Here is a 16,453-nt window from a genome sequence, read left to right on the forward strand (position 1 = left end):
AGAGTGGTAAAACCTCTCCTTTTAATATAATTTATCTGATAGAATGCTTTTCCGGCGACTCACTCGTGAGAAGAAATACAGAGAATTGACAAATGATTGTCGTCTGAAACGTCCGTTCTTTTCATCGGTTTGAGTCGTGTTCCGCCTTCCGCTACCCGTCGTAATCAGTGTCCTCAACTTTCTAATTTTCACTGCCTCCGAATTCCATCAGGTATGCCTTGATGAAATCATTGATCTCTCCGTCCATTACAGCTTGTACATTGGACGTTTGATAGTTGGTCCGGTGATCTTTTACCCGCCGGTCGTCGAAAACATAGCTGCGAATCTGAGATCCCCATTCGATTTTCTTTTTGTTACTTTCTATCTTGTGTTGTTCTGCCAATCTCCTCTGCAAGGCCATATCATATAACATCGAACGTAAAAGGCGCATTGCATTCTGGCGGTTGTCCAATTGGGAACGGGTTTCTGTATTTTCGATGAGGATTTCCTTTGTTTCTCCCGTGTCCGGATCTTTATAATTGTATCTCAACCGCACTCCGGTTTCAACTTTGTTTACATTTTGCCCCCCGGCCCCTCCGGAACGGAATGTATCCCAGGAGATATCCGCTTGATTGATCTCGACTTCAATACTGTCGTCGACCAGGGGAGTCACAAATACAGAGGCAAAAGAAGTCATCCGTTTCCCTTGGGCATTAAAAGGAGATACCCTGACCAGACGATGTACTCCGTTTTCCCCTTTCAGATAACCATAGGCGTAATCTCCTTCTACTTCCAGGGTTACTGTTTTTATACCCGCTTCGTCCCCTTCCTGTAAGTTACTGACCGTAACCTTATATTCATTGGCTTCTGCCCAGCGCATATACATGCGCATCAACATGGAAGCCCAGTCCTGGCTTTCTGTTCCGCCTGCTCCCGAATTGATTTTTAGTACACAACTCATCGAATCGGCTTCCTGGCGCAACATATTTTTTAACTCCAGGTCTTCAATGAGATGGAGGGCCGAGAGGTACTGCTTTTCTACTTCTTCTTCTGTGGCTTCTTCCTCTTTGGCAAAATCAAAAAGAACTTCCAGGTCGTCTACGGCCCGGGAAACCTCTTCACAACCATTGATCCATTTTTTAAGCTCCCGTACCGTTTTCATTACGCTTTCAGCCTCTTTGGGATTGTTCCAGAATTCCGGGGCCTGGGTGCGTAATTCTGTTTCTTCTAATTGGATTTTTTTGTGGTCGACGTCAAAGGTACCTCCTCAGAGCGTCACCACGTTCTTTTAACTCTTTTATATGATCTGTTGTAATCATGGCATAATTTTAATTGATATTAAATAAAAGAAGAAGGCCGTCTTTTATTTAACGGCCTCTCCTTTTTGTTCATTTTTTAGGATTGCGACCGGCTGGTATCTATACTTTTTTGACCTTCGGGTCGGTAAGGATGTATAGCAGTCGGATTATAAATGCTTTCCACCATATTGCTTATTTCCTGCGCCAGTTCTGTCTGGCCTGCCTGGGTAATATAAGCTAATAAGAAACGGATTACATTCATACTGAGTTTTTCATCTTGCAAAATTTCTCCCCTCTGTGCATCTTCCGGCGAGAGGGAATGAATGTATTTCAGCGTCTGATAATTATTGATAGCCAGTTCTTTCGCTAAAGCATTGGCTTTTTCCGTCTGCCCTAAATTGTAATAAAGAGGAACATAATTTAACAGACTATTGTCGGGTGGGACCTGATACAAAGGAATTTCTTCCAGACTCTTGTCCAGAACGGCAATAGCCTTTTCGTTCTGTCCTTCTTCAAATAAGGTTTCTGCCAGACGTAAGAACGTGTATCTGTATTTCATGACTGCTATCGTATTGTCATGAAAATAGTCGATATTGACTTTCGGGTCCTTTATATTTCCCCATTCGAATTTATTCATGATATTGTCATACAATATGTCAGCATCAATTCTGCCGTAATCGTAATAGTTTTCCGGATTGGTTTCGATAGGGACTACCCGGTAGGCAGCGCCTTCCAACTGGAAGTATTTTTCAAATCCCATATAACTTTCGGGTCCCATGCCAATTCCGAAATATATCGGACGCTTCCAGTTGTTGGTGGCCAGAATGTCTAATACCATGAGCTGGGATTTATTCAATGCACTTCCTTTCAGGTCGATGTTCAACTGTTTGACGATTTTGTCCGCGTCTTTTTCTTTCACCGTCCCGTTAGCAATCACCTGAGCGGAATCGACAGTAAAAAATACATTACGGGTAGGGATGTAATCCAGTATTTCTCCGGAAGAAGTTTTGAGTTTGGTGTTTATATTATCACTGCCGACAAAAGACATTACATCTTTCATATTAGCCGATTTGATTTGCTCCTGTATATAAATCCAGTCCCTTACCCCGTCGTGGTATTGTTCGTTGGTCAGCGAAATCGGTACAGGATCTCCTTCGTACGCTTTACGGGCTATTTGGTCAATATACCAACCTCCCGCCAGAAGACTCAGGTTTACAATTCGGATATCTCTTCTTACTCCTTCTACTTCCTGCGCGTACCATAGCGGGAAAGTATCATTATCTCCATAAGTGAAGAGAATGGCATTAGGAGCACAGGAATTCAGGTAGTTCTTTGCATGTGCGATTGTGGCATATCTGCCGCTCCGGCTGTGATCATCCCAGTTTTGCGCGGCCATATTGACGGGGACGGCTACCAGGCAGACCGCTGTAACTAATACTGCTGCACCGGCCGGTTTCATATATTTTTTTGCAAATTCCCATAATGCCAGTGCCCCCAGTCCAATCCAAATGGTATAAGCGTAGAAGGAACCGGCATAAGCATAGTCCCGTTCCCGGGGTTCCCGGGGCGTTTGGTTCAGGAAAATAATAATCGCAATGCCGGTCATGATAAATAACAACATCACTACCCAGAAATCTTGTTTACCTCCTTTCCCTTTCCGGTACTGGTAAAACATGCCCAGTAAGCCCAATAAGAACGGCAACATATAATATTTATTCAAGGCTTTTTCGGCTTTTAATGTATCCGGTATATCCGATTGGTTCCCAAGCCGTAATTCGTCTAAGAATTTGATGCCTGTGATCCAGTTTCCGTAGCGCAGGTCTCCGAATCCCTGGATGTCATTCTGGCGACCGGAAAAATTCCACATAAAATACCGCCAGTACATATGTCCTAACTGATAGGAAAAGAAATACCTTAAATTGTTTATAAAACTGGGTCTTTGAATCGGTTCGTTATTTACATAATATACAGGTCCGCTGGGTTTTCCTCCCCAGGCTTCGTATTCCTGGGCGAAATATGGCCGCTGTCCACTGTACATACGAGGAAATATGGTACAAAAACGGCTATCGTATTTGTATTTGGCTTGATGGCGTATTTTGTCGTATTGTCCGGTTGCCTTGTTTTGATAATATACCGGAGCCCCGTCTTCAATTGCGATCAGCGGAGCGTTGTAATACTGGCCGTAGATCAGGGGATTTTCTCCGTATTGATCCCGGTTCAGGTAGGACAAAAGGGCAAATACGTTGTCAGGACTGTTTTCATCGATCGGTGGGTTGCTGATGGAGCGGATAACCACCATCGCATAGGAAGAATACCCGATCATCATAACGATAAAACAGGTGAAGATTGTATTTAAAACAGTTTTTTGTTTCTTCAAAGTATAGCGGATACCGAATATCAGCCCTCCGATCAATAAGAGAGCATAGATAATGACTCCTGTATTGAAAGGCAGTTTTAAGCCGTTTACAAACAAAAGCTCAAACCAGCCGGCAATTTTCACTACCCCCGGGATGAGTAGGAAATTGACAAATCCCAATATGATAAAGGATAAAATTCCGGTTTTAATAATTCCTTCCCGGGTAGGGGTATATTTTTTGAAATAATATACAAATACAATAGCCGGAATAGCCAGTAAATTTAACAGATGTACCCCTATGGAAAGCCCGATCAGGTAAGCAATTAAAATCAGCCAACGGTTGGCATAAGGCTCGAAAGCAATATTTTCCCATTTCAGTATGGCCCAGAAAACAACCGCCGTGAATAGGGAAGAAAGGGCGTATACTTCTCCTTCAACCGCAGAAAACCAGAATGTATCCGTATAAGTATAAGTAAGCGCACCGACTAAAGCAGCTCCCATGATGGCTAATAATTGGCCCAACGTACATTCTTCACCCTTTTTCAGGATGAGTTTCCGGGCTAAATGGCTGATTGTCCAGAAAAGGAAAAGAATTGTAAAACCGGAAGCTAAGGCCGACATGTAATTGATCATTACAGCCTGTTTTTCCGGGCTGGGTGCGAATATTGCGAATAAGCGGGATATAATCATAAAGAGGGGAGCTCCGGGAGGATGCCCTACCTGTAAACCCACAGATGTCGTGATAAATTCGCCGCAATCCCATAAGCTGGCAGTCGGTTCCACTGTGAGTATATAGGTGATGCTGGCGATGACAAATGTAATCCAGCCTGTAATATTGTTTACGAGCTGAAAACTTAAATGAGGATGATTTTTGATTTTATACATTTGCAAGAAATTGATTTTTATAATTTAAATTGTTTTCCCTTACATAAAATAGTTTATTGTTTTTCCCTGAAAACTTTATACCAAAATTACGAAGCACGAAAATAATTATTTTGATTGAATTTTTGTGCTTTTTTTTGCTGTAAATGGAAAAAGTTTTACATTTGCACCGTCTTTGACAAAATGATTGTCCCATTGTGTAATGGCAGCACAGCAGATTTTGGTTCTGTCAGTCCAGGTTCGAATCCTGGTGGGACAACTTTTATGTAAGTTAAATTTCCTCTGGACCGCTGTAATACAGCGGTTTTTTTATTGGATACTTTTAGGTGTGCGGGGGATACGTACGACAGGAAAATAAGGTCTTTTCTCAGCATTTTTTCCTTTAATAGATCCTGCGCTTTTGTAAAGAGACAGCGTTTTTCCCGTAGGTGGCGTCCCTGAAAAAATTTCTTATGTATTTTTATGATTATTTTTGTAGACAGTGAGCTGTATGCGGGGAAGGATGTTTTATATGATATGAAATAAAGGGAATGTAAAAATAATTTCCCTGTCACACTTGAGTTTTAACCTGGTAAAATTGTGTTTATGGTAACATTAAAAGTAATGCTGGATAGACAGAAAATGAATTATAGGAGTGAATGCCCTGTTGTCATAAAGCTTGTACGGGGACGTAAACATTGTTTTATTCCCCTGGCACGCAAGGTAAAATGGGAAGATTGGAATTTTAAAAAATCATTGCTGAATGAAAAACGGGGAACTGTGGAAGAGGAGATAGAACGGCAGAAATGTAATTTTTATATAGAAAGCGAAGTTTTAAAGGTCAAAAAAATTTTGTTGGATTTTACTGTTATGGGGCAGGAATATACCTTGGAAGATGTGGTAAAATCGTATCGGCATGTTAGTTCAGGCGTCTATGTATACGACTATATACGGGACATTGCCGATTCTTTGGAAAAATTAGGAAAAAACGGAAATTCCAATGTTTATAGGGGAACAATGGGGGTACTTCAGCATTTTAATAAAAAACAGGATCTTACCTTTGAAGAAGTAAATTACAGTTTTATAAAAAATTTTGAGATTTACCTGCAGCAAAAAGGGTGTAAAGTGAACACCGTTTCCATTTACCTTCGTACCATTCGTTCGGTTTATAACCGGGCGATCCGGGATGGAATAGTAGCTGAAGAATATTACCCTTTTAAAAAAATAACGATCCGGAAAGAAAAAACCATGAAACGGGCTATTTATAAAGAAGAAATAGCAGCTATCCGAAAGTTAAATATTTCTGCTTCTTCCCGTTTGGAATTAGCCCGGGATATTTTTTTGTTCAGTTTTTATATGCGGGGCATGTCTTTTAAAGACATTGCTTTTTTGAAGGTATCTAATATTTTGGGGGATCGTTTGTATTATTCCCGCCAGAAAACAGCGCAGAAACTGAATATAAAAATAACAGAAAAGGCCCGGGAAATCATTTGTAAATACAATGATTTATCCGACCGGATGAGTTATATTTTCCCTTTAATACAGTATCCCGGAAAAAACGAATATCATCAATATAAAAATGCTTACCGGGAAGTAAACCGCCGTTTGAAACTAATTGGAAATACATTGCATTTTCATTTTCCGTTGACAACTTATGTTGCACGCCATTCCTGGGCTTCTATAGCAAAACGTTCCGGAATACCCATTGCTGTTATCAGTGAAGGATTGGGACATGATTCTGAAAAAACAACCCAGATTTATCTGGATAGTTTTGAAAATAATGTCCTGGATGCTGCCAATGAGATTATTACAGATTTTTGAATTCTGAGTGAAATAAACTTTTAAAAAAATTATAATTTCAGTAGGGGTAAATTTGGCGTTAATGCAAATATTTGTATCTTTGCATCGCAAAATAAAAGCCCAAATGGCGAAATTGGTAGACGCGCTAGTTTCAGGGACTAGTGTCCTTACGGATGTGCAGGTTCGAGTCCTGTTTTGGGCACGTTGGAATATTGCAAATCAGAAGCCCGGATGGTGGAATTGGTAGACACGCTACTTTGAGGGGGTAGTGGCCGTTAGGCCGTGCAAGTTCAAATCTTGTTTCGGGCACACTTTCAGGGTTAAAAGATAAAAAACCGCAGCCAAACTGCGGTTTTTTTGCATTTTCTATCTTATTCTGTTTTCGAATGGAATTTTTTCCCTGTTTTCCCTGTATTTCCTTTGAGCAGGGGCGATCCGGATCCCAACCGAGGTAACCTATAACCCAGAGAAGCAGAATTTGCATACCATTCGCTCTCGCTTATTATTTTGCCGGTATAGGAAGCATGGATTTTCCGGGCTGCTGGACCTTGGTCATCGTAAGTGTCTACTGTAATTTGGTATATTTCTCCGGATTTTTCGATTTTGATTGTACCCCCTTCATTATCAGGACCACAACCGAATGCTATATCCACGGTATAAGGAGCGTTAAAAATAGTCGAACCATAGGATTTATTACTATACCCTTCAATCTTATTGCCGGGCATAAAAGTTCCGGGTGCGAATGTCCAGTCTTTATCGTAGGTATAAGTACCTGTCGGAATTCCCTCTGCAGGCAGTTCTCCTGATAGATTCAGGCCGATAGTCATAAAATAATGGCTGGGATCAGTTGAGTCGTCGTACCATTCTTCGAACTCTGCTTCCGGGGTTTTAAACCATATTTGTACATAACCGGCATTTTTGGGTTGTCCTTCGTAATAAAAATAACCGGTACCGAAATCTTTATATATTGCGTCCGCAAAATTAGACATATTCAGATCATTTTGTAGTTTTGAATAAGGATGGGCCAGATAGCCGTACCAATAACCTGATCCGTCAATCTGCGGATGTAGAAGTCCTGTATAGGAAACAGATACTTCCATTACTTCATTGTCTGTTTGGGATTGTGCTTGGAATTGGGCATTGAAAACCAGAGTCATGTTTTGCTGTGCGTCCATTTCCGAGGCGGTGACCTTCATACTACCTTCTGTAAGTGCATACAGGGTTTCATTACCCTCCTGATCGCCGAAAATCACTCCGGTATCCGAGAGATCAAGATCATTTATTACCTGGCCCGGGGACAAAGGTAATTTTCCTGTATAAACCGTGTATTCTCCTGTTCTTACCGGCAAATATTGGTAAAAGTAGTCGATGTCACCAGTAAAGTAAAGGTTCATTTTTTCTCCGGCAGACTTGAATTCTCCCGGATTAATCATTAAATAATAATCGTAATAGGTTAAGCCGTTACATTGTCCGTCAATAAATAACTCTCCGTCCGTAAAGGAAAGGGAAGCCCGGTTTATGGGAAGTTTTCCTGAATATTCAAATTTTATTTCTTCCTGTTGTTCATTGCTAAGGGTTCCGCTGACGGAATAACCGTTCGTGACTGAAGTAATGCGGATACTCCCTGCTTCGATCGAATAGGGTATACCGTCACGGGTTAAGGTATAGTAACTATTAGAAGATTGGATCAGGCCTCCTGCCTGATCAGGCGTCTTCGTGAAATTATATTCTCCGTCCGGTATATGAGTGAAATAGTCGGAACGGGAAGTTGTGATTTCAAAATTTACCTTCTGTCCGTTCGCATTACTGAGTGTAACGGTATAATTAAACTTTGCTTCGTCCGCATATTTATTATTGTATTCGGCAGTAGCGTCTGTCAATTCCATTTGAGTGGTCGTTTCTGGGGGAAAAGAGGATATAATACCTTCAAATTTAAATGTAAATTCCGGGGCTTCATATCCCTTAAAACGACCGCTTACCGAATATCTGCCTGCCGTTTCGGTAATACTGACGGATCCCTCTGTCAAGGTATAAGACGTTTTGTAGTTGGAAGCATCCAAAAGAGTAAAAAAACTGGCTGCTGATTTCCAGACCGTCATCGCTTTCGCCGGATCTTCAGATAAGGTATAAGTGCCTGAAGGAAACAGTATTTGCTGATCGGATACGGCTACATCGGCCACAATTAAATAAAGGGAAAGGTATTCTCCCGGACCGGTGTAGTCTTCTATCGAATGACCGCCGGTATTGGAGAGGATAAGTTGTAAATTTTCTGGCTGCCCGGTAGACGAAGAAGGATGCAGAACACCATACGCTTTTGTAAATTGGTAATTTTGGGGAGTAAAAGGAGGATCTGCAGAAGAATCATCGTCTTTACAGGAGCCCGCCAGCAAACAATATGCGAATACCAGTGTGAACAGAAATAATTTTTTCATAGTAATTGGGTTTAAGTAGTAATAGAAATCAAAAAAGTTTAGCCGTACTGAATGATTTTTATCAATTGAAATTAGGATTGTTGATTTCTAACAAATTTAGTCGTAATTTATTAAAATAATGAATTTATAACTAAATATCTCTTGAGTATATCCGTACATTTTCCTGTGAAACAGAATATTTATTTAATAGATAGCGATTATTTTAATATTTATTTGTTTATTGAAATGTATTTTAACATATAGGCTGTTTAGAAATTGGATGAAAGAAGGAAGGATATTAAAAGATAAGCCCTAGCTTTGTTACGATTTGTGTATTACAAAGGAAATACGATTGTGTGTGATCTTATTTCCTGAACCGAAATTTATTTATGACAAAGAGTATTTTAATGTTCTATTACCGTTATCAGGTAAGAGCAATAGATATTTGTGATCCCGAACATCCTTTCTTTATCAGTGAATTAGGGAAAGTTACGTATCTTTTGAAGAGAGGGGAAGAGGTGAGAGAAGTGGCTTATACGGATAAGAACTATAGACTTTTGCTTTATCCTTTAGAGTATCTTACCCGGGAATGTATAATTAACGGGAAAAGTATGATCCCTATAAAATACATTTATTCTTTTATTACCAGGGAATTGAATATTTTAGATGATGGTGGTAATTACGGCTGGTTTCTAAAAAATCTGATTCGTTATTTAGAAAATCGGGTTATTTGCCGGTTTTCGAAAGATATGCTGAATTGGATTTATTATATTTTGTTTAGTTTTCATTTTGATATATACGGATTAATCAAAAATGAAGAAGCATACGATGTATTTTTATTGGAACAAAATCCTTATAAAGACGATCGGATTTTATTACCGGATGAATAAGATTAAGGCAAAAATAGAGGATATAAAAAATGGAGATGGTATGTTTAAAAAATTTCTTTATGACAATACCCTTTTTATACCGTTCATTTCCTCAGCGAATCAGGGACATACATAAACGAACAATAGAATTCAGCTGTTCTTATCTGTTTTAAACGGCTTATTCTTTTTTGTTTAAGGATAGAGCTTTGTATATTTCTGATTCAGGTTTATGCAGCCTTATAATTATATTTTACAAACATTTAATGTTTCAATTCAAATGTCAGCCGGTCTTTAATGTCTGTGGAAGAAGCTCCTAGCAGGGCTTCGAATTTCCCCGGCTCTGTGATCCACTTTTGTTGAATATCGTCATAAAAACGGAGGGCTTCTTGGTCGATGGTAAAACTCAGCGTTTTTTCTTCTCCGGGATTCAGGTGTACTTTTTGAAAACCTTTCAATTCTTTCTTCGGGCGTGGTAAACTGGATTTTTTATCGCTGATATAAAGTTGTACGATCTCCGAACCTGCACGTGCGCCCGTATTTTTTATTTTTATTGAAAACGTGATGGTTTCTTCAGGATGGATAATCTTTTTATCGGCCGTCATTTTTCCATATCCGAAGGTTGTGTAGCTGAGTCCGTGACCGAAAGAAAATAAGGGAGGCCGTTTTTGTTTATCTGCATAGCGGTATCCTACGAACAGACTTTCTTTGTATTCGACATCTTTTCCGTTACCCGGATATTCTCCGCAGGCATGAGCTGCATTATCTTCAAGCCTGACAGGAAAGGTAAAGGGTAATTTTCCCGAGGGATTAACTTCTCCTGTCAGTATGGCCGAGATGGCATTTCCTGCTTCAGTACCCCCGTACCAGGCCTGAACGATTGCCGGTACTGTTTCTACCCAGGGCATGGCAACGGCATTTCCGCTGATCAGGATAACTACTAAACGGGGATTTGCCTGAGCCAAAGCAGCGATAAGGGTATCTTGTCCGTAAGGGAGGGATAAATTTTGACGGTCCCGGCCTTCACTGTCCTGAAAACTGTTTTTGTTTAATCCTCCGAAAAAGAGTACGATATCGGCCTCTTTAGCTGTTTCGATGGCTTGTTGTCGGAGTTCTTCCGGGCTGCTTCCGGTTTCGGTCTGTTGAATTTCCCCCATCGGATCTTTACTGGTTTTCCGGGGACTGGCATATCCCAGGCTGAAATGAATCTCCGCTTGGGTACCGATTTGTTTTTGTAATCCCTGGAGAGGAGAAATTTCATATTTCACTTTAAGGGAAGAACTCCCTCCGCCGATTGTCATTTTTTTTACTGCATTTTCTCCGATCACTGCAATTTTGTGTACTTCGGCAAAACAGAGGGGGAGGAGTGAATTATCGTTTTTTAAAAGAACGATACCTTCTTCGGCAATGCGACGCCCGGCCGCAGCATGTTCTGCTGTTCCGAAGCTCCCCCAGGGACGATTGGGAGCCATTGTTGTCCGGAAAATTAGCCGGAGGATCCGTCTGACTTTATCATTCAGGATTTCTTCCTTGCCCGCTCCGGTAGTCAAGGCGTGCAGATAAGGCTGCGCCAAATAATAAAGATCATAGGCATTATTGAGATTCGCTTGCATCCCGTCAGTCCAGGTCCCGAATTCCATATCCAGGCCGTTTTCAATTGCTTGGCGGGTATCGTGAACACCTCCCCAATCTGAAATGACGACTCCGTCGAATCCCCATTCTCCTTTTAAAATATCGTTTAAGAGATATTGATTGTGACAACAGTGTTGGTTTTTGTATTGATTATAAGCTCCCATGATAGCCCAGGCTTTCCCTTTTTGTACGGCTGCTTTAAAGGCTGGAAGATAAATTTCATGTAAAGCCCTGTCATCCACTTTTACATTAATATGCCCCCGGTCTTTTTCCTGGTTGTTGAGTGCAAAATGTTTTACACAGGCAGCAACTCCGTTTTTCTGAACTTCTTGGATATAAGGAACTACCAATACAGAAGCCAGATACGGATCCTCTCCCATGTATTCAAAATTCCGGCCGTTTAAAGGGGTGCGGTAAATGTTGACTCCCGGTCCCAAAAGGACATTTTTATTCCGGTAACGGGCTTCTTCTCCTATGGATTTCCCATAGAGAGCCGACATTTCTGGATTCCAGGTGGCTGCCAGACAGGTCAAGGCAGGGAAAGCAATACAAGAATCGTTTGTCCATCCCGCATTGTACCATTCATCCCAAAAAACTTCAGCCCGGATACCGTGCGGACCGTCGCTGGTCCATACTTCCGGAATACCCAAACGGGGTACCCCCGGAGAACTGAATTTCGACTGGGCATGACACATCGCTACTTTTTCCGGTAATGTCAGGCGGGACAAAGCGTCTTCAACTCTTTCTTCAATGGACTTTTCCGGATCCAGATAGACTTGTCCCAAAAGAAGATCAGGGAAAAAAAATAAATTTAGCAATAAATAAAACGCAATTCTCATATAAGGAGATTTAAAAATGGGTTATCAAAAATATAAATTAAAATTAAATTAAAAAAATAGAAAAAATTAAAATAGAATAATTTTAGGATAGCGGTTGAATCAGAAAGTGCAGGAAAATGAGCTGAGCAATGGAGAAAGATTAAAATCAATTTTAAAAGGTTTATCCGGACGATGTTTGTATATAAAACAAAGAAAAATAAATATTAAAATAAGCCGAAAAGTTTCAGGGCGACTAAAAGCAAGGCGGCCAATAAAATATAGCGGATGTAGGTGGCTCCCCATTTAATACTGAGACGGGTACCTACCCAGGCTCCTCCCATATTGCCACAGGCAAGTATTAAGCCGGCTTTCCAGTCAATCAGGTCGTAAAAAATAAAGATAATTAAAGCAATTACAGTATAGGAAAGAACCAAAAATATTTTTACGGCATTGGCTTTCAGTAAATCGAAACCGCATCCGAGTACCAGGCCGGCTAAAAGGAAAAACCCCACTCCGATCTGGATAAAACCGCCGTAGAAACCGATGGCAAAAAAGATAAGAAAACGCAAAAAGGGATGTTTATTATGGGCTTTTTCGGCATTAGCCCGAATCCAGGCGTTTGGGTTTATCCATATCATAAAGAACATAACAATCAATAATCCTCCTATAATTTTTTCCAATATTTCTTTTTGGATATCTACCGCTGCAAAAGCACCGGCTATACTTCCCAGCAGGACAGGGAATAAAAGTTTGTAGTCTGTCCTCAGATTTAAAATTTTCTTTTGCTGGAAAGTAAATACAGATACGGTGTTTTGTAATAAAATGGCAATCCGGTTCGTTGCATTGGCGATATTTGCCGGAAGTCCCAGAAAAATGAGAAAAGGGACGACCAGCATTGATCCTCCTCCGGCGAAGATGTTGATAAAGCCGGCGGCGAATCCTAGAATAATCAGGATGATATAATCGTAAATGTCCATCAGAATACTCGTTTTAAAATTGTCCGGATATTATCGGCTTTCCCCATGGTATAATAGTGAATGGCAGGAGCGCCATGTGCCAGTAAGTCTTTGCTTTGCATCGTGCACCATTCAATTCCGACCTGATATATTTCCTGACTGTCTTTGCATTTCCGTATTTCTTTCATGAGCGCTTCGGGTAAATCAATGCGGAAAGCCCGGGGGAGCATTTCGATATGGGCAGGCGTCGATATCGGTTTAAGACCGGGAATAATAGGAATCGTTATTCCGGCAGCACGGCAATTATCGACGAAGTGGAAAAAGCGGTTATTATCGAAAAACATTTGGGTGACGATATAATCCGCTCCGGCATCTACTTTCTGTTTTAAATGCAAAATATCGGTTTCCGGATTAGGAGCTTCGTAATGTTTTTCGGGATAAGCGGCAACGCCGATACAAAAATTGGTCGCAATTGCGTTTGTCAGCGTTTCGTCCAAATATTTTCCCTGATTCATATTGTGAATTTGTCTCACCAGATCGCAGCTGTATTTGTGTCCGTCTGGTTCCGGGATAAAATATTTCTGACCGGGAATGGCATCTCCCCTCAAGGCCATTACGTTGGATATATCCAGAAAATTCAAGTCGATCAGGTCGTTTTCCAATTTGTATTTTGAAGCTCCCCCGCATATAAGGTGAGGGACTACCTCTATCTGGTAACGCTTCATAATAGCTGCTGCAATGGCAACCGAACCGGGACGTTTGGTAACTGTTATTTTTTCAAAAGAACCGTTTTCTTTTTGACGGAATTCAGTTTCATCCCGGTGGAATGTGATATTTATAAATGGAGGTGTAAAATCCATCAAGGGATCGATGGCTTTGTATAATTTATTGATATCGCTTCCTTTGAGCGGTGGCACAAGCTCAAAAGTAGCAAATGGTTTTTCTTTACGGTTTAATATATCGGTTATTTTCATGAGATTGCAATTACAGTATTTTCGGTTCAGAAGATCTGTTGTTTGAAAAAAATTAATGGTCTATAAGAGGACCTAAAAGGCGTTTCCCTTCTTCCCTTGTAAATCCCCTTTGACGGCAATAGACGTCCAATTGTTCCTCACTGATTTTACTGATATTAAAGTAATGAGCTTGTGGATGTGCGATTAGCATTCCACAAAGACTGGTCGTGGGAATAATAGCATACGAAGAAGTCAATTCTACTCCGATATCCGCTGTCGCATTCAATATTTGAAAAGCTTCTTTTTTCAGCGAATGGTCGGGGCAGGCGGGGTAGCCGAAAGCCGGGCGGATCATATGCGTTCCTTCCGATAATTGTTCCTGCATCCATTCGGCCAATGCTTCTGTAAAGCGGGCACATAAGCTTTCCCGGAGAAGCTGGGCGAAATCGTGGCAGTTTGTACATGTATGTGTATCCGAGACTTTCAGGCAGAAAATTCCGACCGTACTTTTAAATGCCGGATCCGGGTTTATATAATCTGCTAGGGACAGATATTCAGTATTTCGTATTTGCTGCCTCAGCATGGGGAAATGATATCCGTTTTCCAATAGGATCTGGTTATTTTCCGAACGGGCATTGAAGAATTTGACGACAATCGAAGCTTCAAATTCATTTCCGGCGATAATCTGCCCCAACATTTCCAAGGCGGCCTGATAGGTACGGTCAGCTTCTTCGTTGGTATAGAGAATTTCCGGAAATTTACCCTTGAATCCCCAGAAATGGAAAAATGGAGTCCAGTCAATCCGGTCGGCCAGTTCGCGAAGGTCCAGATGATGAGCCCGTAAATTGTGCTCTCCGAAAGTCCCGGGCAAAAGATAACTTTCCGGAGCGAACCGGGGAGCTGATGCCTGTGCTTCCGGATAGGGAATTATAGGAGTATGAGCCTCGTAGTATAGTTGCCGTATTTTTTCCTGTTCCCTCTGTAACTCTTGCAAATAATTGTCCGGTTTTTGTAAAAGCCTTTTGATCAGACCGGCAGTCCTCGAAGCATCTCCGCCGTGAATCACCCCGCCGCTGTAAAGGGGGGCTAATTTTACAGCCGTATGTACTCCGGAGGTGGTGGCTCCTCCGACAAAGAGAGGAATTTTTAGCTGGGCTTTTTCCAGCAAGCGGCATAGATCTTCCATTTCTGCTAAAGAAGGAGTAATCAAACCGCTTACGCCAATGATATCAGCCTGGTATTGCCGGGCAGCTTCAAGTATCCGCTGATTGTCAACCATAACTCCCAGATCGATTACTTCCATATTATTACAACTGAGGACAATATGGACAATATTCTTTCCGATATCGTGTACATCTCCTTTCGCTGTGGCCAGAACAATTTTATGTTTCCGCACGGAGCCGGGAGGTAAGGAATTACTGCTTTCTATCCCGGGTTGTAAAACGGAAACAGCTTCTTTCATGATGCGGGCTGATTTGACAACCTGGGGAAGAAACATTTTGCCTTCTCCAAACAATGTGCCTACTTTATCCATGCCCTTCATCAGGGGACCTTCTATAATCTCTACGGGGGAAGAGTAATGTTCCAGCGCTTCCGTCACGTCTTCGGTCAGATGGTCTTTAATCCCTTTTACCAGTGCATAAATAAGTCTCTCTTCCAAAGGCTGGTCTCTCCAACTTTCATTTTTGACCGTTTTCCCTTCAGCTTTGTAAGCTTTCATCTTTTCCGCCAGCTCTATGAGGCGTTCTGTCGCTTCCGGATTTTTATTCAGTATGACATCTTCGACGGCCTGGAGAAGCTGTGGAGGTATATCGTCGTAAACCTGTAAGAGGGCCGGATTGACGATAGCCATATCCAGACCGGCAGCAATTGCATGATATAGAAATACGGAGTGCATGGCTTCCCTGACCGGATTGTTTCCCCGGAAAGAGAAGGAAAGGTTAGAAACTCCTCCGGAAGTAGAACTGCCGGGAAGATGTTTTTTTATCCATTCGACTGCCCGGAGAAAGTCGACTGCATAATTGCTGTGTTCTTCCATACCTGTGCCGACAGCCAGAATATTCACATCGAAAATAATATTTTCAGGCGTAAACCCCGCTTTTTCCGTCAGAAGGTGATAAGCTCTTTGACAGATTACAATTTTGCGTTCGTAAGTTACGGCCTGGCCTTTTTCGTCAAATGCCATGACTACCACCGCAGCTCCCAGTCGCTTGATTTCAGCAGCTTTTTTTAAAAATTCTTTTTCTCCTTCTTTTAAGCTGATCGAATTGACAATACATTTTCCTTGTGCATTCTTTAAACCGGCAAGTAAAGTATTCCAGTCGGAAGAATCGATCATCAGGGCAGCTTTGGAAATGTCAGGGTCATTGCTGATGATACGGATAAAAGTAGCCATTTCTTTAGCGCTGTCCAGCATGGCATCGTCCATATTGATGTCGATGACAGAAGCTCCGTCTTCGATTTGTTTCCGGGCAATACTGCTGGCTTCATCGTAAGCACTGGCATGAATTAACTTGGCAAACT

9 protein-coding genes and 3 tRNA genes are annotated in these 16,453 nt (G+C 41.4%); 5 read left to right on the forward strand and 7 right to left on the reverse strand.

Features of this window, described 5'->3' with window-relative positions:
- Positions 1-181: 181 nt before the first annotated feature.
- Positions 182-1,298, reverse strand: a protein-coding gene (gene prfB / locus Q0465_RS12970; RefSeq protein WP_298616791.1) for a peptide chain release factor 2 whose coding sequence is annotated in 2 segments (ribosomal slippage) — positions 182-1,234 and positions 1,236-1,298 — 1,116 coding nt in all. Because the reading frame shifts where the segments join, the coding sequence is not laid out codon by codon here.
- Between the two features lie 76 nt (positions 1,299-1,374).
- Entirely contained in the window at positions 1,375-4,518 is a 3,144-nt protein-coding gene (locus Q0465_RS12975; RefSeq protein WP_298616792.1) for a DUF2723 domain-containing protein, read from the reverse strand.
- Between the two features lie 185 nt (positions 4,519-4,703).
- On the opposite strand from Q0465_RS12975, the gene Q0465_RS12980 reads away from it, so the two are divergent.
- The 4 genes from Q0465_RS12980 (at position 4,704) to Q0465_RS12995 (ending at position 6,603) form a co-directional block, all read left to right on the forward strand.
- A tRNA-Gln gene (locus tag Q0465_RS12980) sits at positions 4,704-4,774 on the forward strand.
- Positions 4,775-5,100: 326 nt separating this feature from the next.
- Entirely contained in the window at positions 5,101-6,315 is a 1,215-nt protein-coding gene (locus Q0465_RS12985) for a site-specific integrase (RefSeq protein WP_298616793.1), read from the forward strand.
- A gap of 97 nt (positions 6,316-6,412) precedes the next feature.
- Positions 6,413-6,496: transfer RNA gene (locus tag Q0465_RS12990), tRNA-Leu, on the forward strand.
- Between the two features lie 23 nt (positions 6,497-6,519).
- Positions 6,520-6,603 (forward strand) — tRNA-Leu (locus Q0465_RS12995).
- Between the two features lie 62 nt (positions 6,604-6,665).
- Here the strand turns inward: Q0465_RS12995 and Q0465_RS13000 are convergent.
- Complete coding sequence (locus tag Q0465_RS13000) at positions 6,666-8,726, reverse strand: hypothetical protein (protein WP_298616794.1); 2,061 nt, start codon at positions 8,724-8,726, stop codon at positions 6,666-6,668.
- A 368-nt stretch (positions 8,727-9,094) separates the two neighbouring features.
- Here Q0465_RS13000 and Q0465_RS13005 point away from each other — a divergent pair, with 368 nt between their 5' ends.
- The gene (locus Q0465_RS13005) at positions 9,095-9,595 is read left to right on the forward strand and encodes a hypothetical protein (RefSeq protein ID WP_298616795.1); all 501 of its coding nucleotides are present in this window, start codon (positions 9,095-9,097) and stop codon (positions 9,593-9,595) included.
- Positions 9,596-9,834: 239 nt separating this feature from the next.
- Here Q0465_RS13005 and Q0465_RS13010 read toward each other — a convergent pair whose 3' ends face one another.
- The 4 genes from Q0465_RS13010 to Q0465_RS13025 form a co-directional block, all read right to left on the reverse strand.
- Positions 9,835-12,042 (reverse strand): glycoside hydrolase family 3 C-terminal domain-containing protein, encoded by a 2,208-nt coding sequence (locus Q0465_RS13010; RefSeq protein WP_298616796.1) that lies wholly within the window; start codon positions 12,040-12,042, stop codon positions 9,835-9,837.
- A 203-nt stretch (positions 12,043-12,245) separates the two neighbouring features.
- Positions 12,246-12,998, reverse strand: coding sequence for a sulfite exporter TauE/SafE family protein (locus Q0465_RS13015; protein ID WP_298616797.1), 753 nt, complete (start codon positions 12,996-12,998; stop codon positions 12,246-12,248).
- Positions 12,998-13,951, reverse strand: coding sequence for a methylenetetrahydrofolate reductase [NAD(P)H] (gene metF / locus Q0465_RS13020; RefSeq protein ID WP_298616798.1), 954 nt, complete (start codon positions 13,949-13,951; stop codon positions 12,998-13,000). Before metF ends, Q0465_RS13015 begins: the two co-directional genes overlap by 1 nt.
- A gap of 52 nt (positions 13,952-14,003) precedes the next feature.
- The coding region (locus tag Q0465_RS13025) for a vitamin B12 dependent-methionine synthase activation domain-containing protein (RefSeq protein WP_298616799.1) at positions 14,004-16,453 on the reverse strand (2,450 nt) is incomplete at its 5' end.

Source organism: uncultured Odoribacter sp. (assembly GCF_937966165.1).
In the GTDB taxonomy this organism is placed as follows: Bacteria; Bacteroidota; Bacteroidia; order Bacteroidales; family Marinifilaceae; genus Culturomica.